The organism is Rhizobium sp. WCS2018Hpa-16 (assembly GCF_031843705.1).
Taxonomy (GTDB): Bacteria; Pseudomonadota; Alphaproteobacteria; order Rhizobiales; family Rhizobiaceae; genus Agrobacterium; species Agrobacterium tumefaciens_C.
The window spans coordinates 225393-248113 of sequence record NZ_JAVTIX010000004.1 but is presented as its reverse complement, the minus strand read 5'-3'; the positions used below and the strand labels follow the sequence as shown (position 1 = coordinate 248113).

The following is a 22721-nucleotide window of genomic DNA, read 5'->3' as shown; positions in this document are numbered from 1 at the left end:
GGGCAGGCCATGACGGCACGGGCGATCATTATCGGCGCGCCACGGTCCGGTTCGGGCAAAACCAGCGTCACCATCGGCCTTTTGCGCGCCTTTGCCAGACGCGGTGTGAAAGTGCGGGGCATCAAGACCGGGCCTGACTATATCGATCCCGGTTTCCATGCCTTTGCCGCGGGCACGCCGGGTCTTAATCTCGACAGCTGGGCCATGCAGCCGGATTTGCTGCGGCATCTGTTCGCCCAGCAGGCTGAGGACGCGGAAATGGTGCTGATTGAAAGCGCCATGGGCCTGTTTGACGGCATCGTGGTGCCGGAAAACCGGACGGGCTCTGCCGCCGATCTTGCGCGGCTGTTCGGCATACCGGTTTTGCTGGTGCTGGATATATCGGGCCAATCGCAGACGGCTGCGGCGGTTGCCCACGGATTTGCCCACTACGATCCCGATGTCAAAATGTCCGCTGTTGTGCTCAACCGCGCTGGCAGCGAAAGACACCGGACCTTGTGTTCGCAAGCCATTGAAAAAATCGGTTTGGCCGTAGCGGGCTGTGTGATGCGTGATCCGTCGCTGGTGTTGCCGGAGCGACATCTGGGGCTGGTGCAGGCCAGCGAGCATCCTGAGATCGACGCGCATATCGAGCGGCTTGCCGATGCGATGGAGCAGGCGATTGATCTTGATGCGCTTCTATCGCTGGCGCGCCCCGTGGACATGCCGCAGGGCTCGGTGGAAGCCGCAATCGTCCCGCCCGGTCAGCGCATCGCGCTGGCGCAGGATGCCGCATTTACGTTTCTCTACCCCCATCTTCAGCGTCACTGGCGTGAGGCGGGCGCTGAGATCATCCCGTTTTCGCCCCTTGCCGATGAAGCGCCTGATGCTTCCTGCGATGTGTGCTGGCTGCCGGGTGGATATCCCGAGCTTCACGCGGGCACGCTTGCGGCGGCTATGAATTTCAAGGCGGGTCTATCGCGCTTTTCGCAAGAAAAGCCGGTCCATGGGGAATGCGGTGGCTATATGGTGCTGGGTGAAGGGCTGGAAGATGCCGATGGCGTGAGCCATGCCATGACCGGGCTTTTGTCCCATGCCACCAGCTTTGCCAAGCGCAAGATGAACCTTGGCTATCGGCAGGCAACCATTGCCGTTGATGGTCTTTTAGGCATGGCGGGCGAGGTGCTGCGCGGTCATGAGTTTCATTATGCCCGCGTGACCGATGCCGGACGCGATGAGGCCTTTGCGCAGATTGCCGACGGGCAGGGAAAGCCACTCGGACCTTCCGGCGGAAGGCGCGGGCTGGTGACGGGCACGTTTTTTCACGCCATTGCCAAAGGTTAAGTTTTTCTCATCGATCGTGTGGTGGAGGAATGTCGCCGCCTCCCTATATTGTGGTGATGCGCTGGGTGCTGGCGCTTGATCCATTCAACAAGGATAGATTTTCATGACCGAGAAATCCCCCGAAAACAACTTTCCTGCCGGTTACGAACCCGCTGACGTGTGGGAATGGGAAAAGGGCAATGGTGGTCAGTTCGCCAATATCAACCGCCCCATCGCCGGTCCGACCCATGACAAGGAACTGCCTGTCGGCAAACATCCGCTGCAGCTCTATTCGCTTGCGACGCCCAATGGCCAGAAAGTCGGCATCATGCTGGAAGAGCTTTTGGCCGCAGGACATTCTGGTGCGGAATATGATGCGTGGCTGATCAAAATCGGTGAAGGCGATCAGTTCGGCTCGGATTTCGTCAAGGCAAACCCTAATTCGAAAATTCCGGCATTGGTGGACCATTCCACGCCAGAGCCGACGCGCGTTTTCGAAAGTGGCTCCATCCTGCTCTATCTGGCTGAAAAATTCGGGGCGTTTCTGCCTGAGGATCACAAGGGACGCACGGAAGCGATCAATTGGCTGTTCTGGCAGATGGCGTCCGGCCCCTATCTTGGCGGCGGTTTCGGCCATTTTTATGCCTATGCGCCTATCCACATCAAATATGCCATCGACCGTTTTGCCATGGAAGCGAAGCGACAGCTTGACGTGCTGGACCGCCATCTGGCAGAAAACCGCTATCTCGCGGGTTCGCAGTATTCGATTGCTGATATTGCGGTTTGGCCGTGGTATGGAAATCTGGTGCGCGGGCAGTCCTATCCAAAGGCCGATGTGTTTCTGGATGTGAAAAGCTACAAGCACCTGACGCGCTGGGCAGACGAGATTGCGGAACGTCCAGCCGTCAAGCGGGGTCGTATGGTCAACAAGATGAACGGCGACCCTTCGGAACAATTGCACGAACGCCATGATGCGTCCGACTTCGATACGAAGACCCAGGACAAAATCGGCAAAGCATAAGGAAAAAACGATGGCAAAGCTGCCTGAAATGACGAAACACCGCGGCTTTCCATCCGGCATGCCGAGCACGGGCATTCAATTCACCATACGCCGCGCAAACCCGCGCGGCGTGACGCCCATCAAGCATATTCCGCGCCGCGCCCGTAATGATTCGCCCGAACATAAGGTCGATGCGGCGTTCCTGCATGCGCTCTGGCACCAGTTCGGCAACGAACCGTTTGAGCGCGGCAATCTGGATGCGGCACGGCTCAGCCTGTTGTTCGGGCGCGAAGTGCTGCCTGCGGACAAGAATTTCGATCCCTTGTCCTACGAAGCCATGCTCATCATCGACGAGCGCGTGGCACGGCAGAATTTCCCGGAATCCTTCGAGAATTATTTCCAGATCGACTGAAAAAATCTGCTGCGGCAAAGTGGAGCGGGCACGGAAAGTTTCTGTGCTTCGCTTTATTGAGGTGCTATAGAGCACCCAGTTCCACGACAACCGGCCTCAGCCATGATGAAGTATAAGAATTCCATTGTTGCTGTGTGCATTCTGGCCCTCGGTATGGGGACCATTGGGCACGCCTATGCCGAAGACACGGCAGCGCTGCAAAAGCTGGGCGCGGCGCTGTTTGTTGATCCCAACCTGTCCAAGAACCGCACCATGTCCTGCTCCACCTGTCACATGGAGGCGTTGGGCTTTACCGATGGGCGAGAGACCGACAAGGTCGGGCACGATGTTTCGCTGGGTGATGACGGGACGTCTTTGGGCGACCGCAACGTGCCGACGGCAGCCTACGCGAAATTCTCGCCACCCTTCGGCAAGAATGACGCCGGTGACTATGTGGGCGGGCAGTTCTGGGATGGGCGTGCCTCCACGCTGGAAGACCAGGCCGGTGGCCCGCCATTGAACCCGGTTGAAATGGGCATGCCGGACAAGGGCACGCTTATAAAGCGGCTGAAGGAAAATCCCGATTACGTGACGGCCTTCGGCACCCAGTTCGGTGGCGATGTGTTCCAGAGCGATGATGCTGCCTTTGCGGCGATGGCCAAGGCGCTGGCCGCCTTTGAGCGTTCCGATACGTTCTCAACCTTTGATTCCAAATATGACCGCTTTTTGCGCGGTGAGGAAAAGCTGACCGATCAGGAAGAGCTTGGCCGGGTGTTGATGTCCTCCTCGCAATTTACCAATTGCAACACCTGCCACGAAATCCGGGGCAGCAACGGGCTGTCCGACGGGGTCTTCACCAACCACAAATATTTCAACATCGGCGTTCCCGCCAACAAGGCTGTGCGGGCGGCCAATGGCTCAAAGCCTGATGCGGTGGATCTTGGTCTCGCGCAGAACCCTGCTGTTGCGGGTGATCCGGCACAGCGCGGCAAGTTCAAGGTGCCAACGCTCCGCAATGTCGCGGTGACGGGCCCTTATATGCACAATGGCGTCTTCAAGGATCTGCGCACGGTCGTGCTGTTTTACGTGAAATACAAAAGCAAGAAGCCCAGCCGTCAGATCAACCCGGAAACGGGTGAGACGTGGGACGTGCCTGAAGTGCCTGAGAATATTGCCATGACCGAGCTGACACAGGCTCCGGCGCTTGATGACAAGCGGGTGGACGCGATTGTCGCGTTTCTGAAAACGCTGACAGACAAGAGATATGAGCCTCTCTTGTCTAAAGATAATGCCGGGCAGGGCGCGACGCCCCCTGCCCATGCAGCATCATTTACGCCGACAGCGCCTTGAACTCTTCAAGAACAGCATCGCCCATTTCAGATGTCGAGACCTGACGGCTGCCGTCGGATACGATATCTGCGGTGCGAATGCCCTTGTCGAGAACGTTGGCAATGGCCGTTTCAAGCTTCGTTGCCTCATCCACCATGTTGAATGAATAGCGCAGGCACATGGCAAAGGACGCGATCATGGCGATCGGGTTGGCGATGCCCTTGCCGGCAATGTCAGGGGCAGAGCCGTGGACGGGCTCATACATGGCCTTGCGCTTGCCGGTTTTGGCATCCGGTGCGCCGAGCGACGCGGATGGCAGCATGCCGAGCGAGCCTGTGAGCATCGCCGCAACATCTGAGAGCATGTCGCCGAACAGGTTGTCGGTGACGATGACATCGAACTGCTTGGGCTTGCGCACCAACTGCATGCCGCCAGCATCCGCCAGCATATGTTCCAGTTCCACATCCTTGAACTTGGCCGCGTGGGTTTCCGTCACGACCTGGTTCCACAGCACGCCTGATTTCATGACGTTGCGCTTTTCCATGGAGCAGACGCGGTTGCCACGGGTGCGGGCCAGCTCGAACGCCACGCTGGCGATGCGCTCGATTTCGAATGTGTCGTAAATCTGGGTGTCGATGCCGCGCTTCTGGCCGTTGCCCAGATCGATGATCTGCTTGGGTTCGCCGAAATAGACGCCGCCCGTCAATTCACGGACGATGAGAATATCGAGGCCTTCGACCAGTTCCTGCTTCAGCGACGATGCTGCGGCGAGGGCCGGATAGCAGATCGCAGGGCGCAAATTGGCGAAAAGCTCCAGATCCTTGCGCAGACGCAGCAGACCCGCCTCAGGGCGCACATCATAGGGCACGCCGTCCCATTTCGGGCCGCCGACTGCGCCAAACAGAATGGCGTCTGCAGCAAGCGCCTTTTCCATGTCTGCATCGGAAATGGCGACGCCATGCGCATCGTAAGCGCAGCCGCCGACCAGGCCTTCCTGCGTCGTAAAGCCCGCTGCCTTCTCGGCATTCAGATAATCGATCAGCTTGCGGACTTCCGCCATGGCTTCGGGGCCGATGCCGTCGCCGGGCAGCAGGAAAAGCGTGCGCATAGTCATGAAAACCCTCCTTGGCCACGACGCAAAACCATGGGGAGGTTTCAAAACGGCGGGCGCATTCAAAAATCCTACGTCACACAAAATCATTGCGTGACGAGGCTTCTTAGCCTTGCAGATGGCCTATTTCAAGGAAGGTCCAAGGTGATTTGGTACGGGTGCCAGATCAAAATGGGCGCGAAATCTCACGCCCAGGGGCGGGCAGTGGCGTTGGACTTTTCAAAACCTTCGATGGCACCGGCATGTTCCAGCGTCAGGCCGATGTCATCAAGACCATTCAACATGCAGTGGCGCTTGAACTCATCGAGTTCGAAGGTGATCGTGCCGCCATCCGGGCCGCTGATTTCCAGCTTCTCCAGATCGACAGTCACGACGGCATTGGAGCCACGAGAAGCGTCGTCCATCAGCTTTTCCAGATTTTCCGGGCTGACGACGATGGGCAGAATGCCGTTCTTGAAACAGTTACTGTAGAAAATATCCGCAAAGCTGGTGGAGATCACGCAGCGAATGCCGAAATCCAGCAGCGCCCAAGGCGCATGTTCACGCGAAGAGCCGCAGCCGAAATTATCGCCAGCAACGAGAATCTGCGCATTCTGGTAGGCAGGCTTGTTCAGAACGAAATCGGGATTGGGCGAGCCGTCTTCCAGATAGCGGGATTCGGCAAACAGGCCGGTGCCGAGGCCCGTGCGCTTGATGGTCTTCAGATAATCCTTCGGAATGATCATGTCCGTATCGATGTTGACGACCGGCATGGGGGCGGCAACACCCGTCAGCTTGGTAAACTTTTCCATCTCTCACTCCGAAAATAGGACGAATGGCCGAGCCAATCGTTATCGCTTTTGCTGCAATAGCGCAAAACCCGTTCTATTTGAAGGCCAAACCGTGCAAAGGCGGTACGCCGCTTCGGTTCCTAAGGGGCGCGTTCAGCGCCACGCGAAGCCCAGCTTGCGCAACTGCGTTCCCGCGAAGTCTTCCATGCCCTCTGCCACGTCCCTGCCGCCATGGGAGCGGAAGAAGCGGTTGGCGACATCGCTGTCTTCCAAGCACCAGACCACAACGCCATTGCAGCCGAGCGACTTCAGGAGGCGGCGTGCTTCGAGGAAGAGCGACGAGCCAAGCCCCATGCCCTGATATTCCGGGCGCAGATAAAGCTCATAGACCTCGCCATCATAGGGCAGGCCACGGGCACGGCTGAGGCCAAGCGTTGTATAGCCTGCGACGACGCCCGCAACTTCTATGACCAGCATTGTTGCGGAGCCGCGCGCGGCCTTGCGCCACCACGTCTCGTTGCGCCGATCCACCATCTGCCGGAGTGCTTTATGGGGGATCAGTCCCTCATAGGCCTGCTGCCAGGCCGATCGGTGCGCATCGGAAATGGCACGCGCATCGTCCGGCTCTGCTCGGCGAATCTCTATGGATAACGTTTTCATAACGCGATTCTGACCCCGCCACAGGAAACTTTCCAGCCATAAAGGTTAACGGCTTCAAGCTTACCCACAGCCTATTCATGTGGATGAGGCTTAAAAATTAACGCTATATTTACCATTGGCGCAAGTGTCGTGCGACTCAATCCCGCAAATTAAGTGCAGCCGGCTGGCGGGCTAAATTCCAGACAATAAAAAACCCGGCGCAGTGGCCGGGTTCTTCGATAGTTATTGTAATGTTGGCAATCAGACAGCCAGCTTTGCCTTGTCGAAACGCTTGCGATCGTTGGCGTCCAGGAACATCTTGCGCAGACGGATGGACTTTGGCGTCACTTCCATCAGCTCATCGTCCTGAATCCAGGAGAGCGCACGGTCGAGTGTCATGCGGATCGGCGGTGTCAGCTTCACGGCTTCATCCTTGCCGGCGGCGCGGATGTTGGTGAGCTGCTTGCCCTTGAGAACGTTGACTTCAAGGTCGTTGTCACGGGTGTGAATACCGATGATCATGCCAGCATAAACCTTTTCGCCGGGCTCGATCATCATCGGGCCGCGATCTTCCAGGTTGAACATGGCGTAAGCAACAGCTTCACCGGAACCATTCGACAGCAGAACGCCCTGAACGCGACCAGCGATGGCGCCCTTGAACGGCTGGTAGGAGTGGAACAGGCGGTTCATGATGGCCGTGCCGCGTGTGTCCGTCAGCAGTTCCGACTGGTAACCGATGAGGCCACGTGTTGGTGCCAGGAACTTCAGGCGAACGCGGTTGCCGCCGGATGGGCGAAGCTCGGTCATCTCTGCCTTGCGCTCGGACATCTTCTGAACAACGATACCGGAATGTTCTTCATCAACGTCGACGACGACTTCTTCGATCGGCTCGATGGTCTGGCCGTTCTCGTCCTTCTGCATGACAACGCGAGGACGCGAAACAGCAAGCTCGAAGCCTTCGCGACGCATGGTTTCGATCAGAACTGCAAGCTGCAATTCGCCACGGCCGGATACGAAGAACGAATCCTTGCCTTCGGCTTCTTCGATCTTCAGCGCAACGTTGCCTTCGGCTTCCTTGTACAGACGATCACGGATAACGCGCGATGTGACCTTGTCGCCTTCGGTGCCAGCCAGTGGGCTGTCGTTAACGATGAAGGACATGGTAACCGTTGGCGGATCGATTGGCTGCGCTGTCATCGCTTCGGTAACCGAAGGATCGCAGAACGTGTCGGCAACAGTGCCCTTGGAAAGACCAGCGATAGCGACGATGTCGCCTGCATGGGCTTCTTCAATGGCTGTGCGCTCGATGCCGCGGAATGCGAGGATCTTGGAAATACGACCGGTTTCGATGGTCTTGCCATCCTGGCCCAGAACCTTGACGGCCTGGTTCGGCTTGATCGAGCCGGAAGCGATGCGTCCGGTGATGATGCGGCCGAGGAACGGGTTGGCTTCAAGGATCGTACCGATCAGGCGGAACGGGCCTTCTTCAACCGTTGGCTCAGGAACGTGCTTCAGAACGAGATCGAGCAGCGGTGCAAGACCTTCATCCTTTGGACCTTCCGGGTTGACGTTCATCCAGCCATCGCGGCCAGAACCGTACAGGATCGGGAAGTCGAGCTGCTCGTCTGTGGCATCAAGGTTCGCGAAAAGGTCGAACACTTCGTTGATGACTTCTTCATGACGGCCATCGGGACGGTCGATCTTGTTGATGGCGACGATTGGGCGAAGACCAACCTTGAGCGCCTTGGACACGACGAACTTCGTCTGTGGCATTGGGCCTTCAGAAGAGTCGACGAGAACGATAGCGCCGTCCACCATCGACAGAATACGTTCGACTTCACCACCAAAGTCGGCGTGGCCGGGGGTGTCGACGATGTTGATTCGAACGCCCTTCCACTCCACAGACGTCGCCTTGGCGAGAATGGTAATGCCGCGTTCTTTTTCGAGGTCATTGCTGTCCATGACGCGCTCTGCAACGCGCTGGTTTTCGCGGAACGAACCGGACTGCTTCAGAAGCTCGTCAACGAGCGTCGTTTTGCCATGGTCAACGTGCGCGATAATCGCGATGTTGCGAATTGCCATTGTTCAATATCTCTGAGGTTGGGGCGTCAAATCTTAAAATGCGCCAATTTAGTCTGGCGGGCCTATAACCTTTTTTTTGCAAAAATGAAAGGGGGGCTGCCACATAAGCCCCTTGCAGAAACGCCATAGCAGAGAATTATGACAGTTTTCATGCGTCAGCCCCGACTCTCAAGCAAACTCAGGCCGTAACCAGCCCCCGCTTTTTCAGCATGGCATCCGGGCTTGGCATCTTGCCGCGAAACAGCTTGTAGGTTTCTTCCGCATCCACAGAGCCGCCGACGGAATAAATATTGTCCTTCAGCTTGCGCGCCATGTCCGCGTCGAAAGGATTGCCGGTTTCCTCGAAGGCTTCGAAGGCATCCGCATCCAGAACCTCCGACCACATGTAGGAATAGTAGCCAGCCGAATAGCCATCGCCTGAAAACACGTGCTGGAAATGCGGGGTGGCGTGGCGCATGACGATGGATTTCGGCATGTTGAGCGCGGCTAGAACCTCTGCCTGCACGGCCATCGGGTCTGTGACTGTGCCACGGGTGTGGAAAGCCATATCGACGAGTGCCGAGGAGGTAAACTCGATGGTGTTGAAACCGGCATTGAAGGTTTGCGCTGAAAGGACCTTGTCCAGCAAAGCCTTTGGCATCGGTTCGCCGGTCTCGTAATGCAGCGCATAGGTTTCAAGGATCTCAGGCACCGTCAGCCAGTGTTCGTAGAGCTGCGACGGAAGTTCAACGAAATCGCGCGAGACGCCTGTTCCAGATACGGAAGGGTAGGTGACGTTGGAGAGCATGCCGTGCAGCCCATGGCCAAACTCGTGGAACAGGGTGCGGGCATCGTCCAGCGATAGGAGTGCTGGCTTGCCTTGTGAAGGCTTTGCGAAATTGCAGACATTGTAGATGATCGGCAATTCGCCGGTTGCGCCGCTCTTCAGCGGCAGTTTGTGCTGCGACTGGAAAGAACTCATCCAGGCACCGGAGCGCTTCGATGACCGGGCAAAGAAATCACCGAGGAACATAGCGACGAGATCGCCTTTTTCGTTGCGAATTTCAAAGGTGCGGACATCTGGATGATAGGCGGTCACGTCCTTCAGCTCGACAGCGCGAATGCCGAACAGGCGGTGCGCCACATCGAAACAGGCCTCGAGAATTTTTTCCAGTTGCAGGTAGGGCTTGAGTTCCGCTTCCGAAAAGTTGAATTTTTGAGCCCGCAACTTTTCAGCGTAATGGCGCCAGTCCCACGGCATCACATCGTGGTTCTTGCCTTCCTCGCGGATGACGGCAGCCAGTTCGGCTTCTTCTTCGCCAGCGCGGGCGACGGCTTTTTCCCAGACCTGCATCAACAGGCTGTTCACCGCATCCGGTGTTTTTGCCATGGTGTTATCAAGCTTGTAGGCGGCGAAATTGGCATAGCCCAGAAGCGTCGCCTTTTCGTTGCGAAGGGCCAACGTGCGCTTCACCGTCTCGCGATTGTCGGTTTCACCGTCATTTTCTCCGCGTGCGACCCAAGCCTTGAAGGCCTGTTCGCGCAGGTCACGGCGCTCGGAGAAGGTGAGGAAGGGTTCGATGATGGAGCGGGACAGGGTCACGGCGAACTTGCCGTCTTCGCCATGTTCGCGGGCCGCACTTTCCATCGAATCACGCAGGAAGCCGGGCAGGCCAGCAAGCTCGTCCTCGGACGACAGGATCAGCTTCCAGCCTTTCTCATCGGCCAGAACGTTTTGACCGAATTTAGCGCCGAGGCCAGCCAGTTCTTCATTGATGGCGGCAAGCCGCTCCTGCTCGGGCCGATCCAGCTTGGCGCCGGAGCGGACGAATCCCTTCCAGTGGCGTTCCAGCACGCGCAGCTCTTCACCGTTAAGCCCCAGCGTATCGCGTTTTTCCCAGAGCGCATCGACGCGGGCAAAGAGCGCCGCATTCATGCTGATCTTGGAATAGTGGCGCGACATTTTTGGCGCGATTTCCCGCTCTAGGGCCTGAATATCTGGGTTGGTGTGGGCACCCGCCTTGTTCCAGAACAGGGCCGAAACACGTGACAGTGAGTCGCCTGCTGTTTCCAGTGCGATGATGGTGTTGGCAAAGCTTGGCTCGTCTGCGTTGCCTGCAATCTCATCGATTTCAGCATCATGGGCGGCGAGCGCTGCATCGAAAGCACCTGCAAAATCCTCATCTTTCACAGCTTCGAACCGGGGCAGTCCGTTTGGTCCGTTCCATTCGGTCAGGGCGGGATAGTGCGCGGCTGTGGAAGTCATCGGTTCGTCCTCATGCAGATGCTGTTTGTGTGCATATGGGCATGGCTGCGGCGGTGTTTCAATATGCCTGATGGGGATCAGATGGCTTGCGGGCGAAACTATTTTCATGCCGCCTTGCCAGCGGGTGGCGAAGTTTTTTATAAGGGAGGCTTATGAAACAGGCGCGCCATGAACACCTCCCTTGAAAAAGAAACACTGGCATTTCTGCTTAATAGCAGCGCACGTTTTCTCAACACCGCTTTTGAGAAACTGATCAGCAATGCTGGCCTTGGCCTCACACCGGGCGAGGCGAGGGCGCTTTTGACAGTTTCCGCCATCGAAGGCAGCAAGCAGGCCGATATTGCCAGCCGCATCGGTCTCGAACCCATGACGGTCTGCACTTATCTCGACAGGCTCGAATCGCTCGGGCTGGTGGAGCGTCGGCCCAACCCGGATGACCGGCGGTCCAAGTGCATCTATCTGACGCAGAGTTCGGCGGACATGCTGGTCGCGGTTCGCCATGAGGTCGATAGCGTCATCGGCCAGGCGACGGAAGGGTTCAGCGAGAGCGATCTATCGACGTTTCATGCATTGCTGGCACTGGTGCAGAAGAACCTGCAGGCTGCGGTGAGCGACAAGAGCAGTCGGGAACCGGAATGAGCGCATCCACAACGCCCATGACCGTGCGGCGCACCGCGATGCTGGGTGCCATGCTGACCTCGATCGGGCCGGTGTCGATGGCAATCTATACGCCTGCCATGCCGGAGCTTGTCAGAGCCTTCGCAACAACAGAATCCGCCATCAAGATGAGTCTGACGCTCTATTTCGGCGGCTTTGCCATTGCCCAGCTGATTGCCGGTGCCATGTCGGATGCGTTTGGACGGCGCAAGGCGACGATCCTGTTTTTGCTGATCTATCTTGCGGGTGGAGCCCTTGCGGCCTTTGCACCCAATGTCGAGATGCTGCTGTCCGCTCGTCTTATTCAGGGCATAGGCGCGTCTGTCGGTGTTACCGTTGCCCGCGCCGTGGTGCGAGACCAGTTCAGCGGACATCAGGCCACCGGCATTCTTAACCTCATCGGCATCATGCTGGCCGTGGGGCCTGCGGCGGGGCCAACCATTGGCGGCCTGTCTCTTCTGGCCTTCGGCTGGCAATCGGTGTTTGCGCTGATGCTCGCCTTCGGCGTGATCTCGCTGACGGCCGTTATCTGGTTGCTGCGCGAAACGACGGTGCCGGACCGCAGCCGACTGCGCCCGTCTCGCCTGCTCAGCGCCTACGGCGAGCTTCTGGCGTCGCCACGCTTCCTGCTGTCGGCCTTAGTGCTCGGCGGCACTGTCGGGGCGCTTTATGCCCAAGCAACCATGCTGCCCTTCGTGCTGATCAATGATGTCGGCTTGTCACCGACAGCCTTTGGTGTGGGAATGCTGATGCAGTCAGGCGCTTACTTTCTGGCTTCGATTGCCCTGCGGTTCATGTCGCGCAGAATGGGTGATCGGCGCTGTGCGGTGGCAGGTCTTTGCCTCTCCGCGACGGGTGGGGTGTTGATCTTTCTATCGGTGCAGTTCATCCAGCCTTCGTTCATATCCATCATGGGGCCGGTTGCCGTGGCGACATTCGGGCTTGCACTGCTCACGCCTTACGTCATCACCATGGGCATGGCGCCTTTTCCGCATATTGCCGGGTCTGCCTCCGCCATGATGGGGTTCATTCAGATGAGTGCCGGTTTTGCAGCGGGTGTTGCTGCTGCGCTGCTTGGATCGCCGCTCATGAGTTTCGGTATCATCATTCCGTTGATGGAATTGAGCGCAGTCGCGAGCTACGTGGGTTTTGCCTTGCTGTCACGCAGGCAGGCATGAAAAAGCCCCGGCGGTGACCGGGGCTTTCAAAATCACTTCGCTTAAATCTTAACGGCCGAGATTGCGCTTGGCGAGCGTGCGCAGGCGAAGGGCGTTGAGCTTGATGAAGCCTGCTGCATCCTTCTGGTCATAAGCGCCCTGGTCGTCTTCGAATGTGACCAGCGTGTCGGAATAGAGCGACTTGTCGCTCTCGCGACCTGTGACCATGACGTTGCCCTTGTAGAGTTTCAGCGTCACTTCACCGTCCACATGTTCCTGGCTCTTGTCGATCAGGGCCTGCAACATTTCGCGTTCTGGCGAGAACCAGAAGCCGTAGTAGATCAGCTCCGCGTAACGCGGCATGATCTCGTCCTTGAGGTGAGCGGCGCCGCGGTCGAGTGTGATGGATTCGATGGCGCGGTGGGCCGTCAGCAGGATGGTGCCGCCGGGTGTTTCGTAAACGCCGCGGGACTTCATGCCGACATAGCGGTTTTCGACCAGATCGAGACGACCGATGCCGTTATCGCGACCGTAATCGTTGAGGGCTGCCAGAAGCGTTGCTGGCGACATTTCAACGCCATTGATGGAGACGGCGTCACCCTTGCGAAAACCGACCTTGATGATGGTCGCCTTGTCAGGCGCAGCTTCCGGCGAAATAGTACGCATATGCACGTATTCCGGAGCTTCGACAGCCGGATCTTCCAGAACCTTGCCCTCGGAAGACGAGTGCAGAAGGTTGGCATCGACGGAGAACGGAGCCTCGCCCTTCTTGTCCTTGGCAACCGGGATCTGGTGCTGTTCGGCAAAGTTCAAGAGGTCGGTACGGCTCTTGAACGTCCAGTCGCGCCATGGGGCGATGATCTTGATGTCGGGGTTCAGCGCATAGGCGGACAGTTCGAAACGAACCTGATCGTTGCCCTTGCCGGTCGCGCCGTGGGCGATGGCGTCAGCGCCGGTCTTCTTGGCGATATCGATCAGGTGCTTGGAAATCAGCGGGCGCGCAATCGAGGTGCCGAGCAGGTAGACGCCTTCATAAACGGCATTGGCGCGGAACATCGGGAACACGAAATCGCGCACGAATTCTTCGCGCACGTCTTCCACGAAGATTTCCTTGATGCCCATCATCTCGGCTTTTTTGCGTGCCGGTGCCAGCTCTTCGCCCTGGCCGAGGTCAGCGGTGAAAGTGACCACCTCTGCGCCAAGTTCGGTCTGGAGCCATTTGAGAATGATTGAGGTGTCAAGTCCGCCGGAATAGGCGAGAACGACTTTCTTTACGTCTTTTGGAAGGGCCATCAATGAAATCCATTTGCGTACCGGCGACACAGGATATCGCCATTTTCCTTGGGATTTCGGCACTTTTAGCGAGTTTATCGGCGCGTGCAACAAAAATGCAAAAGGCGGCGCGGATGGAACAGTTTCATCTTCATGTGACTTACAGGCCCGGCACGTCTAGACTGCACATCGCGTCAGTAGAACGCATGGTTCCATGGGACGTCGCTGCCGAATATTTGAAACGGCAGCGAAAAGGAGAAACCAATGACGATCCTTCATAACGCATTTCACAAAAACAATGTTGCCGTCGTGACCGGGGCTGCCTCCGGCATCGGCCTTGCTGCCGCCCGGAAATTTGCCAGTTTTGGCATGAGCGTGGTGCTTGTCGATCTCGACGGGGAAAAGCTGGCCGCTGCACAAAGCCAAACCGCGCTCCTTGCAGAACATGGCAATGAGCAGGTTGTCTCCATTCCAACCGATGTGTCGAAGCTCGATGAGCTGGAAGCATTGGAGCGTGCTGTCATCCAGCGTTTCGGGCGCGTGCATGTGCTGATGAACAATGCGGGCATTCAGCCCGGCAGCGCGATTTTTGGGCCGCAGGCAAGCTGGGAGAATGTGCTGGGCGTCAATCTGATGGGCGTCGTCAACGGAAGCCGGGTGTTTGGCCCCGCCATGCTGGCCCATGGCGAGGCGGGCCTCATCATCAATACGGGCTCGAAGCAGGGCATCACCACACCGCCGGGCGATCCCGCCTATAATGTCTCAAAGGCAGGCGTGAAGGCCTTTACCGAGGCTTTGCAGCACGAATTGCGAAACTCACCGGATGGAAATCTGTCGGCGCATCTTCTGATACCCGGTTTTGTGTTTACCGGCCTGACCGCCAATGGCCGCACCGAAAAGCCATCGGGCGCATGGACGCCGGAACAGACGGTCGATTTCATGATCGATGCCATCGGCAATGGCGATTTCTACATTCTGTGCCCCGATGGTGAGGTGAACCGCAAGACCGATGAGAAACGCATTCTCTGGGCAGCGGGTGACATTGTGGAAAACCGGCCGCCCTTGTCGCGCTGGCATGAGGCTCATGGCGACGCCTTCAAGTCGTTTCTGAACAGCTGATCCGCATGCCGCGCTCTAGGGCGCGGCATTCTTGTCCGTGGCTGTTGGCAGGCCGGGGAAACGGCGATATGCATTTGCATCAGACCCTTCAAGAGCATGGTGACGCCCGTGGAATTCCTACCCAGCCTGCCAACCCTCATTGCCTTTACCCTCGCCATTCTGTTGCTGGCGGTCACGCCCGGGCCGGATATGACGCTGTGGATCAGCCGCTCCTTGCGTGAGGGACGCGCCGCCGGTTTCATGACGCTGGTGGGGACCAATCTCGGCATTACAGTGCATACGATGCTGGTTGCCTTCGGCGTCGCCGCACTCATCGTTGCTTCGCCAACGGCTTTCCTTGTGCTGAAAACAGGCGGCGCCGCCTATCTCGCGTGGCTTGCCATTCAGGCCATACGCAAAGGCTCCAATTTCGTGATGGAGCGCCCGAAAGAGCAGGTTGCGAAGGCGTCGAAGAGTGCTGCTCTTTTCAATGGTTTGTGGGTCAATCTGCTGAACCCGAAGATCATCATTTTCTTCATGACCTTCCTGCCGCAATTTGTCAGCGCATCTGACCCGCATGTCACGGGCAAGCTGATCTTCCTCGGTCTCTGGTCGATCATCGTGGCCCTACCGATTGGTATCGGCATTGTCGTGGCGGCAGACAGTCTGTCTGGCTGGCTGCAAAGCAATCGCAAGGTGCTGCGTGGTCTGGATTACACGATCGCCGGTGTTTTCTCGGCCTTTGCCGTGAAGATTTTCTTCGCCCAAGCTAAATAGGGCGGGGCGCTGCAACGGCCACGATGCCGATCTTCACATTATCTGCACACAGCAAAAAGGCCGCATCGTTTCCAATGCGGCCTTTTTCAATCTGTAACCTAACCCTAAGGGGATAGGCTTATTCAGCTGCGCCTTCTGCAGGCTTTGCAGCCTCTTCAGCGGCCTTAGCTGCTGCGGCTTCTTCTGCTGCCTTGGCTTCAGCAGCTTCTGCTGCGGCCTTTTCAGCGGCCAGAGCCTGTGCAGCTGCAACCTTTTCAGCTTCGATGCGTGCCTTTTCTTCAGCAGCAGCCTGACGCTCAGCGTCGTTGAGCTTGCGAGCGCGAACGCCCGTGTCTTCAACGATACGAGCAGACTTGCCGCGACGGTCGCGGAGGTAGTAGAGCTTGGCGCGACGGACCTTACCGCGGCGAACGATTTCTACGCCTTCAACCAGCGGAGAGTAAACCGGGAATACGCGCTCGACGCCTTCGCCGTAGGAGATCTTGCGAACGGTGAAGCTCTCGTTGATGCCGCCGCCGGAACGGGCGATAACGACGCCTTCGTAAGCCTGTACACGTGTACGTGTACCTTCCGTTACGCGCACGTTGACGCGAACGGTGTCACCTGGAGAAAATTCTGGAAGCGTACGCTTTGCTTCAATCTTGGCAGCCTGTTCGGCTTCCAACTGTTCGATAATGTTGACCATATTAACCTCTGAGTTCTTCTGAAACAGCCAGAGCGCTCAACGATCATCCCTTGAAACCAAGTCTCGGGACCATGCCTTGCGGCAGGAGCGAATTCACCATTCTTTGCTTGTGGTTAAAGGAGTAAACCCCAGTACCACGCGGGCCATTACAGCAAGACGGCGCATTTGTCATCCCTTTTACACAATTATTTTCTCGGCAGCGGCGCGATTGCGACGAATCTGTTCAGCGGATATCCAGGGAAAAGCTTCGGGGAGGGGCCGTAATGTCAGTCTTCATTATCACGCTGCTATTTGCCAGTGGGTTTCTATCCGGATCGGTCAACGCCATCGCGGGCGGCGGCACATTTCTGACCTTCGGGGCCATGACGATTGCGGGCATTGCGCCGATTTCTGCCAATGCGACCTCATCCATCGTCCAGTTCCCCGGTTATGTGACGTCTGTCATCGCCTATTGGCCGGAAATTCGCACCCATTGGAAAAGCGCCGTCTTTCTGGCCCTGCTCTCCATTGCCGGGTCGATTGCTGGCGCGCTGGCGCTTCTGTCGCTGGATAATCCGGAATTTCGCCAGCTCGTGCCCTGGCTCCTTCTGGCTGCCACGCTGTTGTTTGCGGCGGGCCCATGGCTGCGGCCGCGCACGGAGCGTGAACGCTCTGCGGGCAACCCGCTAAGTCTTGCCGGGCAGTTCTTCACTTCGATCTATGGCGGATTTTTCGGTGCTGGTATGGGCATCATGATGCTGGCGGTGCTGGGCCTAACGGTCGGTGGAGCCTATCACCATCTGAACGCGCTCAAAAACCTGCTTGCGGTCGTCATTGCAGCCGTTGCCATCGTTGTTTTCGTCAGTGGTGGTGTGGTGACATGGCCAGCGGCGCTGATCATGATCCCGGCGTCAGCCTTGGGCGGCTATAGCGGCGTCTATATTGCGCGCCGCGTACCGCAATGGATCATCCGCATGCTGGTCATCGCGGTTGGGCTGGTCTTGTCGATCTATTATTTTGTTCACACCTGAGGCGGCTTTGCCAGAAGATCGGGGCGACGTTCTTTCGTCAGCGCCAGCGCCTGCTCATGGCGCCATTTTTCGATGGCCTTGTGGTTGCCGGAGGTGAGAACGGCGGGAATATCCCGCTCTTCCCATACTTGCGGGCGCGTATAATGCGGATGCTCCAGCAATCCGCCCTCGAAGCTCTCGTGCACGCCAGAGAGGTCGTTGCCCATCACGCCGGGCAGAATGCGCACCACGGCATCCAGCAGCGTCAGCGCCGCCGGTTCACCGCCTGACAGAATATAGTCGCCTATGCAGACCTCTTCCAACGCACGGGCATCGATCACCCGCTGGTCGACACCTTCGAAACGACCGCAAATGATAATCACGCCATCACCGGCGGCGATTTCGCGCACCCGCTCTTGCGTCAACGGTTTGCCGCGTGGGCTCATCAACAGGCGAGGGCGGTTGTCGTCGGTCGAAACTGCATCGATTGCGGCTGCGAGCACATCCGGTTTCAGCACCATGCCAGCGCCACCGCCCGCCGGGGTGTCATCGACGCTGCGGTGCTTATCGGTGGCGAAGTCGCGAATCTGCACCGGCTCCATCTGCCATTGGCCGCGTTCCAGCGCCTTGCCCGCCAGCGAATGGCCCAGATGTCCCGGAAACATGTCCGGGTAGAGCGTCAGCACAGTTGCCTTGAAGGTCATGGATTTATTTCTTGCCGAAAATTGGATGGTCAGGATCGTCCTTGCCATCTTCGGGATTGTCGATCAGGCCTGCAGCGAGCGGATCGATCAGTATCTTTCCGCCTTCAAGGTCAATCTCCAGAACGGCGGCCTCTGTAAAGGGGATGAGTGTGGGACGGCGGCCAGCGCCTTTGAGCTCCAGCAGATCGCCCGCACCGAAATCATGGACAGCGGCGATGGAGCCGTAGCTCTTGCCTTCAGCGTCGACGGCTTCGAGCCCTTCCAAATCGGTATAATAGAATTCGTCTTCATCCAGATCGTCGTCTGGAAGGTTGTCACGCTCGATAAACAGCTCCAGCCCATTCAGGCTTTCCGCCGCGTTGCGATCATTGATGCCGCGAAAGCGCACGATGACAACCGTCTTGGCTTGGCGAATCTCGAGGATTTCGAACACACGTCCATCGTTAGCGATCAAATTGCCGTAGTCACCGAGTGCGGTGGGGTCATCGGTAAACGAATTGACGCGCACTTCGCCGCGCAGCCCCTGCGCCGCGCCGATCTTGGCCATGAGAATAGGATGTTCCAGCTTTGCCATCGGTCGTCCGTTTCGGTGTTCGTCTTTAGAAGTTTATCTACGGCATGTTGCCGCCAAAATAAACAGCAACGGGTGGCGCGGAAAACCACACCACCCGTTGCTGTCTTAAAAACCGGACTTATTCAGCAGCAGAAGCTTCTGCGGCTGCTGCAGCGGCGTCATCAGCCTTCTGCTTCTTCTCGGCCATGCGTTCAACAGCCTTCTTGCCTGGCTTTGCCTTTTCAGGGTTGCTGCGTGTGTCGCGGGTCGCGATGCCAGCTTCTGCGAGGAAGCGCAGAACGCGGTCTGTTGGCTGCGCGCCCTTGGCAATCCATTCCTTGACGAGGTCAGCATCGATCTGGATGCGATCAGCGTTGTCCTTGGCAAGCATTGGGTTCCAGGAACCTACCTTTTCCAGAAAGCGGCCGTCGCGTGGCGAACGGGCGTCAGCAACAACGATCTGGTAGTACGGGCGCTTCTTGGAACCACCGCGTGCGAGACGAATTTTCAGTGCCATGTTATTTCTCCTTAAGAATGGCTAGTCCGCCGATCAGGCGGTCTTTTCGATGCCGTTATGTTCAGCGGCAATGGCTTCATGGTGCCGGATGACTTCCTTGATGATGAAGTTCAGGAACTTCTCGGCGAAATCCGGGTCCAGATCTGCATCCTTTGCCAGGCGGCGCAGGCGTTCGATCTGGTATTCTTCGCGCGCCGGGTCTGCCGGCGGCAATTCGTAGGTTGCTTTCAAAACGCCAACCGCCTTGGTGCGTTGGAACCGTTCTGCCAGCATATGCACCAGCGCTGCATCGATGTTGTCGATGGACTGGCGGTATTGCGAAAGTTGAGCTTTTACGTCTGTGTCGATCATCGCTGCTCTCACTTCTTCTTGCCGAAACCGGGAAGACCCGGAAGACCGCCGAGGCCCGGCAGCTTGGGTCCACCCAGACCGGGAAGACCAGGCATTCCGCCCATGCCGCCAAGACCCGGTGGCATGCCACCCGGCTTGCCGAGACCTGCGGCCTCTGCCTGTTTCTGAAGCGCTTCGAGCTGCTTGGGATCCATATTGGCCAGATCAGGCATGCCGCCCATTCCGCCGCCCAGACCCATCTTGCCCGCAAGGCCGCCCATCATCTGCTTCATGATGCCGCCCTTGCCCTTGCCGCCCATGGCTTTCATCATGTCGGCCATGCCGCGATGCATCTTGAGCAGCTTGTTGATTTCAGCAGCGTCGGTGCCGGAACCGGCAGCAATGCGCTTCTTGCGGCTGTGCTTGAGCAAATCAGGGTTGGCGCGCTCGGCCTTGGTCATGGATGAGATGATGGCGATCTGGCGGTCGAACATCTTGTCGTTGAGACCCGACGCCGCCATCTTGTCCTTCATGCCGGCCATGCCGGGCATCAGACCCATGATGCCGCCCATGCCGCCCATTTTCTTCATCTGGCCAAGCTGGTCAGCAAGGTCGTTCAGATCAAACTTGCCCGACTGCATTTTCTTGGCCATCGCTGCGGCTTTTTCCGCATCGATGTTTTCAGCAGCCTTTTCAACCAGCGAAACGATGTCGCCCATGCCGAGAATACGGTCGGCGATACGGCGGGGATGAAACTCTTCCAGCTCGCCCATGCGCTCGCCGGTACCGATTAGCTTGATCGGCTTGCCGGTGACGGCACGCATCGAGAGGGCCGCGCCACCGCGACCATCGCCATCCATACGGGTCAGAACGAGGCCGGTAATACCAACGCGCTCATCGAAGTTACGCGCCAGATTGACGGCGTCCTGACCGGTCAGGCTATCGGCCACCAGCAGGATTTCGTGCGGCTTGGCCTTCTTCTTGATGTCGGCCATTTCCATCATCAACGGCTCGTCGATGTGGGTACGACCTGCAGTATCGAGGATCACGACATCATGGCCGCCGAGCTTGGCAGCCTGTACGGCGCGCGAAGCAATATCGGTCGGCGATTGTCCAGCAATGATCGGCAGCGTATCGACGCCGGTCTGAACGCCGAGCTGGCGCAACTGTTCCTGAGCTGCCGGACGACGCGTGTCGAGAGATGCCATCAGCACCTTCTTCTTGTCACGGTCTGTCAGGCGCTTTGCAATCTTGCCTGTTGTGGTCGTCTTACCAGAGCCCTGAAGACCCACCATCATGATGACGACAGGGGCGGCTGCATGGAGATCGATCGCCACGCCTTCGGAACCCAGCATTTCGACAAGCTCGTCATGAACGATCTTGACGACCATCTGGCCGGGCTTGATAGCTTTGAGGACTGACGCGCCGACGGCTTTTTCGCGCACCTTGTCGGTGAAGGAGCGCACGACTTCCAGCGCGACGTCCGCTTCCAGAAGCGCACGGCGAACCTCGCGCAGGGCAGCCGTTACATCGGCTTCCGAAAGCGCGCCACGGCCGGTCAGTCCATTCAGAATGGAGCCAAGGCGGTCCTGGAGGTTTTCAAACATTGCGTCATCCTTCTTCGTTCCGGGGTAACCGAAACGTCGGTGCTTTTGCTGTCAAAAACAAGATGCATAGCCAAAAAGCACCCGAGGGCGCATCGCGCTGTCGGATGTTTGCCTCCGGGATCTTCTATACCTTGCGGGTCCCGGTCGGCGGCTGCGGTCATGAAACTGCCAGCTGATTGGCGCGGGTTAACAGGAAAAGGCTTCCAGAGTCAAGGCGGCCAAGGATTTTTGGCGCAGAGGTGGGCGTCGTGCCATCTCAAATTACCGTAACCGGGCATCTGCCTGCTTGAAGAGGTCTCGGGCTGCACCTATAGATTTATCATGAACAGACGCAAATTTTTCAAACTCTCTTTGCTCGGAGCGCTTCTGGCGGGTGGTGGTCTTTATGCGCGCCAGTCCAGCGCAAGCGCCTATTATAAAGGCCCGCTTTCGGACCATTTCGATGGCGCACGGTTTTTCAATCCCGGTGGGGAGACGCCGAACGGATTTGTCGATCTGATGAAATGGCGCTTCGACGGGCAAAAGGCGACGTGGCCAGAGGCCTATCCGAGCCCGTTTCCATTCGTGAAGCCCGATGAGCGCGTGAATGGTAAAGACATGCGCGTCACCTTCATCGGCCACGCATCCTTTCTCATCCAGACGGCGGGGCTGAATATTCTGATCGATCCGGTCTGGTCGGAGCGTACCAGCCCCTTCAGCTTTGTCGGGCCCAAGCGCGTCAATCCGCCCGGGGTGCAATTTGCAGATCTGCCGCCGATCGATCTCGTGCTGATCACGCATAATCATTATGATCATCTCGATCTGGAAACGCTGCAGCAACTTCACATTCACCACAAACCCCACTTCATCACGCCGCTCGGCAATGACGTCGTCATCCGCACCCGCGTTGAGGCCGCGAAGATTTCGACGGGCGATTGGGGCGATGTGCTGGCGGTTGCCCCCGATGTGAAAATCCATTTTGAGCCGTGCCATCACTGGTCGGCGCGTGGGTTGAATGATCGCCGCATGGCGCTGTGGGCAGCTTTCGTTCTGGAAACGCCCGGTGGCAAGATCTACCACATTGGCGATACCGGTTTTCACCGGGGCCTGAACTACCATGCCGCTGCCAAGAAACATGGAAGCTTCCGTCTGGCAAACCTGCCATTTGGCGCTTACGAGCCACGCTGGTTCATGAAGGGCCAGCACCAGAACCCGACGGAAGCCGTTGAGGGCATGAAGATCTGTGGTGCTGCCTATGCCTGCGGCCACCATTGGGGCACGGTTCAACTGACCGATGAAGCCATCGATGCGCCGCTGATTGCGTTGAAGGCAGCGCTCAGCCAACACAACGTGCCCGAAGACCGCTTCCGCCCCATGCGCCCCAGCGAAGTCTTCGACGTTCCCGCTGCGTGATGGCGCCGCCCCGGTGACCTGATACTGGTGGTGACCTGACACTGGTAATGCGCAGGCATTTCCGCCATATAGGGAAAAACGGGGCGACTGCGCCTGCACATATCTCAAACGGGT

At 57.9% G+C, this 22721-nt stretch carries 23 protein-coding genes; 11 read left to right on the top strand and 12 right to left on the bottom strand.

All coding sequences use genetic code 11. From position 1 onward, the window contains the following. The first annotated feature begins 9 nt into the window (after window positions 1-9). The 4 genes from RQI55_RS15175 to RQI55_RS15160 all read left to right on the top strand — a co-directional run bounded on the left by RQI55_RS15175 (window position 10) and on the right by RQI55_RS15160 (window position 4043). A complete protein-coding gene (locus tag RQI55_RS15175) occupies window positions 10-1323 on the top strand; it encodes a cobyrinate a,c-diamide synthase (protein ID WP_243258197.1) in 1314 nt (437 codons plus the stop codon). Window positions 1324-1426: 103 nt separating this feature from the next. Further along, a complete protein-coding gene (gene yghU / locus RQI55_RS15170) occupies window positions 1427-2323 on the top strand; it encodes a glutathione-dependent disulfide-bond oxidoreductase (protein ID WP_243258124.1) in 897 nt (298 codons plus the stop codon). Between the two features lie 10 nt (window positions 2324-2333). Beyond that, entirely contained in the window at window positions 2334-2714 is a 381-nt protein-coding gene (locus RQI55_RS15165; RefSeq protein ID WP_042615626.1) for a hypothetical protein, read from the top strand. 102 nt (window positions 2715-2816) lie between these two features. After that, a complete protein-coding gene (locus RQI55_RS15160; protein ID WP_243258123.1) occupies window positions 2817-4043 on the top strand; it encodes a cytochrome-c peroxidase in 1227 nt (408 codons plus the stop codon). Here the strand turns inward: RQI55_RS15160 and leuB are convergent. From leuB to RQI55_RS15135, 5 genes are all read right to left on the bottom strand, one after another. Then, complete coding sequence (gene leuB, locus RQI55_RS15155; protein ID WP_192065189.1) at window positions 4024-5136, bottom strand: 3-isopropylmalate dehydrogenase; 1113 nt, start codon at window positions 5134-5136, stop codon at window positions 4024-4026. The genes RQI55_RS15160 and leuB overlap by 20 nt on opposite strands. Window positions 5137-5318: 182 nt before the next feature. Then, on the bottom strand, window positions 5319-5924 hold the full coding sequence (gene leuD / locus RQI55_RS15150) for a 3-isopropylmalate dehydratase small subunit (RefSeq protein WP_243258122.1): 606 nt from the start codon (window positions 5922-5924) through the stop codon (window positions 5319-5321). Window positions 5925-6056: 132 nt separating this feature from the next. Then, on the bottom strand, window positions 6057-6563 hold the full coding sequence (locus tag RQI55_RS15145; protein ID WP_243258121.1) for a GNAT family N-acetyltransferase: 507 nt from the start codon (window positions 6561-6563) through the stop codon (window positions 6057-6059). A gap of 240 nt (window positions 6564-6803) precedes the next feature. Then, window positions 6804-8624, bottom strand: a complete 1821-nt coding sequence (typA, locus tag RQI55_RS15140; RefSeq protein ID WP_042615621.1) for a translational GTPase TypA — start codon at window positions 8622-8624, stop codon at window positions 6804-6806. A 178-nt stretch (window positions 8625-8802) separates the two neighbouring features. Further along, window positions 8803-10869 carry a M3 family metallopeptidase gene (locus RQI55_RS15135; RefSeq protein ID WP_311273132.1) on the bottom strand — a complete coding sequence of 689 codons (2067 nt, stop codon included), beginning with the start codon at window positions 10867-10869 and terminating at the stop codon, window positions 8803-8805. Between the two features lie 168 nt (window positions 10870-11037). On the opposite strand from RQI55_RS15135, the gene RQI55_RS15130 reads away from it, so the two are divergent. Both RQI55_RS15130 and RQI55_RS15125 read left to right on the top strand, forming a co-directional pair. Continuing rightward, window positions 11038-11508 (top strand): MarR family winged helix-turn-helix transcriptional regulator, encoded by a 471-nt coding sequence (locus RQI55_RS15130; protein ID WP_192065197.1) that lies wholly within the window; start codon window positions 11038-11040, stop codon window positions 11506-11508. A 17-nt stretch (window positions 11509-11525) separates the two neighbouring features. Further along, window positions 11526-12704 carry a multidrug effflux MFS transporter gene (locus RQI55_RS15125; protein WP_311273145.1) on the top strand — a complete coding sequence of 393 codons (1179 nt, stop codon included), beginning with the start codon at window positions 11526-11528 and terminating at the stop codon, window positions 12702-12704. Between the two features lie 48 nt (window positions 12705-12752). On the opposite strand, the gene RQI55_RS15120 is transcribed toward RQI55_RS15125, so the two are convergent. Further along, on the bottom strand, window positions 12753-13976 hold the full coding sequence (locus tag RQI55_RS15120) for an argininosuccinate synthase (protein WP_042615618.1): 1224 nt from the start codon (window positions 13974-13976) through the stop codon (window positions 12753-12755). A gap of 2 nt (window positions 13977-13978) precedes the next feature. Between RQI55_RS15120 and RQI55_RS15115 the strand changes: the two genes are divergently transcribed. From RQI55_RS15115 to RQI55_RS15105, 3 genes are all read left to right on the top strand, one after another. Continuing rightward, complete coding sequence (locus RQI55_RS15115) at window positions 13979-14236, top strand: hypothetical protein (RefSeq protein WP_042615617.1); 258 nt, start codon at window positions 13979-13981, stop codon at window positions 14234-14236. Next, window positions 14220-15074 (top strand): SDR family NAD(P)-dependent oxidoreductase, encoded by an 855-nt coding sequence (locus RQI55_RS15110; protein WP_243258119.1) that lies wholly within the window; start codon window positions 14220-14222, stop codon window positions 15072-15074. The genes RQI55_RS15115 and RQI55_RS15110 overlap by 17 nt, the downstream gene beginning before the upstream one ends. Window positions 15075-15182: 108 nt before the next feature. Beyond that, window positions 15183-15830, top strand: a complete 648-nt coding sequence (locus RQI55_RS15105; RefSeq protein WP_243258118.1) for a LysE family translocator — start codon at window positions 15183-15185, stop codon at window positions 15828-15830. Between the two features lie 118 nt (window positions 15831-15948). Here RQI55_RS15105 and rplS read toward each other — a convergent pair whose 3' ends face one another. Further along, window positions 15949-16515 carry a 50S ribosomal protein L19 gene (gene rplS, locus RQI55_RS15100; protein WP_192065205.1) on the bottom strand — a complete coding sequence of 189 codons (567 nt, stop codon included), beginning with the start codon at window positions 16513-16515 and terminating at the stop codon, window positions 15949-15951. 263 nt (window positions 16516-16778) lie between these two features. Between rplS and RQI55_RS15095 the strand changes: the two genes are divergently transcribed. Continuing rightward, window positions 16779-17525 (top strand): sulfite exporter TauE/SafE family protein, encoded by a 747-nt coding sequence (locus RQI55_RS15095; RefSeq protein ID WP_243258117.1) that lies wholly within the window; start codon window positions 16779-16781, stop codon window positions 17523-17525. On the opposite strand, the gene trmD is transcribed toward RQI55_RS15095, so the two are convergent. The 5 genes from trmD to ffh form a co-directional block, all read right to left on the bottom strand. Further along, window positions 17516-18208 (bottom strand): tRNA (guanosine(37)-N1)-methyltransferase TrmD, encoded by a 693-nt coding sequence (gene trmD, locus RQI55_RS15090; RefSeq protein ID WP_243258116.1) that lies wholly within the window; start codon window positions 18206-18208, stop codon window positions 17516-17518. The genes RQI55_RS15095 and trmD overlap by 10 nt on opposite strands. A gap of 4 nt (window positions 18209-18212) precedes the next feature. Further along, entirely contained in the window at window positions 18213-18782 is a 570-nt protein-coding gene (rimM, locus tag RQI55_RS15085) for a ribosome maturation factor RimM (RefSeq protein ID WP_042615613.1), read from the bottom strand. A gap of 118 nt (window positions 18783-18900) precedes the next feature. After that, the gene (gene rpsP / locus RQI55_RS15080; RefSeq protein WP_042615612.1) at window positions 18901-19278 is read right to left on the bottom strand and encodes a 30S ribosomal protein S16; all 378 of its coding nucleotides are present in this window, start codon (window positions 19276-19278) and stop codon (window positions 18901-18903) included. 33 nt (window positions 19279-19311) lie between these two features. Next, window positions 19312-19629 (bottom strand): chorismate mutase, encoded by a 318-nt coding sequence (locus RQI55_RS15075; protein ID WP_042615611.1) that lies wholly within the window; start codon window positions 19627-19629, stop codon window positions 19312-19314. A gap of 8 nt (window positions 19630-19637) precedes the next feature. Then, entirely contained in the window at window positions 19638-21215 is a 1578-nt protein-coding gene (gene ffh, locus RQI55_RS15070; protein ID WP_243258115.1) for a signal recognition particle protein, read from the bottom strand. A gap of 321 nt (window positions 21216-21536) precedes the next feature. Here ffh and RQI55_RS15065 point away from each other — a divergent pair, with 321 nt between their 5' ends. Then, window positions 21537-22607 (top strand): MBL fold metallo-hydrolase, encoded by a 1071-nt coding sequence (locus RQI55_RS15065; RefSeq protein WP_243258114.1) that lies wholly within the window; start codon window positions 21537-21539, stop codon window positions 22605-22607. The last annotated feature ends 114 nt before the right edge of the window (window positions 22608-22721 follow it).

Bases quoted from the DNA above. Each gene is read 5' to 3' on its own strand.
- rimM (WP_042615613.1), bottom strand. From the start codon at position 18,782: ATGGCAAAGCTGGAACATCCTATTCTCATGGCCAAGATCGGCGCGGCG.
- RQI55_RS15065 (WP_243258114.1), top strand. From the start codon at position 21,537: ATGAACAGACGCAAATTTTTCAAACTCTCTTTGCTCGGAGCGCTTCTG.
- RQI55_RS15095 (WP_243258117.1), top strand. From the start codon at position 16,779: ATGTCAGTCTTCATTATCACGCTGCTATTTGCCAGTGGGTTTCTATCC.
- RQI55_RS15165 (WP_042615626.1), top strand. From the start codon at position 2,334: ATGGCAAAGCTGCCTGAAATGACGAAACACCGCGGCTTTCCATCCGGC.
- RQI55_RS15115 (WP_042615617.1), top strand. From the start codon at position 13,979: ATGAAATCCATTTGCGTACCGGCGACACAGGATATCGCCATTTTCCTT.
- RQI55_RS15135 (WP_311273132.1), bottom strand. From the start codon at position 10,869: ATGACTTCCACAGCCGCGCACTATCCCGCCCTGACCGAATGGAACGGA.
- trmD (WP_243258116.1), bottom strand. From the start codon at position 18,208: ATGACCTTCAAGGCAACTGTGCTGACGCTCTACCCGGACATGTTTCCG.
- RQI55_RS15075 (WP_042615611.1), bottom strand. From the start codon at position 19,629: ATGATCGACACAGACGTAAAAGCTCAACTTTCGCAATACCGCCAGTCC.
- RQI55_RS15125 (WP_311273145.1), top strand. From the start codon at position 11,526: ATGACCGTGCGGCGCACCGCGATGCTGGGTGCCATGCTGACCTCGATC.
- RQI55_RS15110 (WP_243258119.1), top strand. From the start codon at position 14,220: ATGACGATCCTTCATAACGCATTTCACAAAAACAATGTTGCCGTCGTG.
- RQI55_RS15145 (WP_243258121.1), bottom strand. From the start codon at position 6,563: ATGAAAACGTTATCCATAGAGATTCGCCGAGCAGAGCCGGACGATGCG.
- RQI55_RS15175 (WP_243258197.1), top strand. From the start codon at position 10: ATGACGGCACGGGCGATCATTATCGGCGCGCCACGGTCCGGTTCGGGC.
- leuB (WP_192065189.1), bottom strand. From the start codon at position 5,136: ATGACTATGCGCACGCTTTTCCTGCTGCCCGGCGACGGCATCGGCCCC.
- RQI55_RS15160 (WP_243258123.1), top strand. From the start codon at position 2,817: ATGATGAAGTATAAGAATTCCATTGTTGCTGTGTGCATTCTGGCCCTC.
- RQI55_RS15120 (WP_042615618.1), bottom strand. From the start codon at position 13,976: ATGGCCCTTCCAAAAGACGTAAAGAAAGTCGTTCTCGCCTATTCCGGC.
- leuD (WP_243258122.1), bottom strand. From the start codon at position 5,924: ATGGAAAAGTTTACCAAGCTGACGGGTGTTGCCGCCCCCATGCCGGTC.
- yghU (WP_243258124.1), top strand. From the start codon at position 1,427: ATGACCGAGAAATCCCCCGAAAACAACTTTCCTGCCGGTTACGAACCC.
- rpsP (WP_042615612.1), bottom strand. From the start codon at position 19,278: ATGGCACTGAAAATTCGTCTCGCACGCGGTGGTTCCAAGAAGCGCCCG.
- ffh (WP_243258115.1), bottom strand. From the start codon at position 21,215: ATGTTTGAAAACCTCCAGGACCGCCTTGGCTCCATTCTGAATGGACTG.
- typA (WP_042615621.1), bottom strand. From the start codon at position 8,624: ATGGCAATTCGCAACATCGCGATTATCGCGCACGTTGACCATGGCAAA.
- rplS (WP_192065205.1), bottom strand. From the start codon at position 16,515: ATGGTCAACATTATCGAACAGTTGGAAGCCGAACAGGCTGCCAAGATT.
- RQI55_RS15130 (WP_192065197.1), top strand. From the start codon at position 11,038: ATGAACACCTCCCTTGAAAAAGAAACACTGGCATTTCTGCTTAATAGC.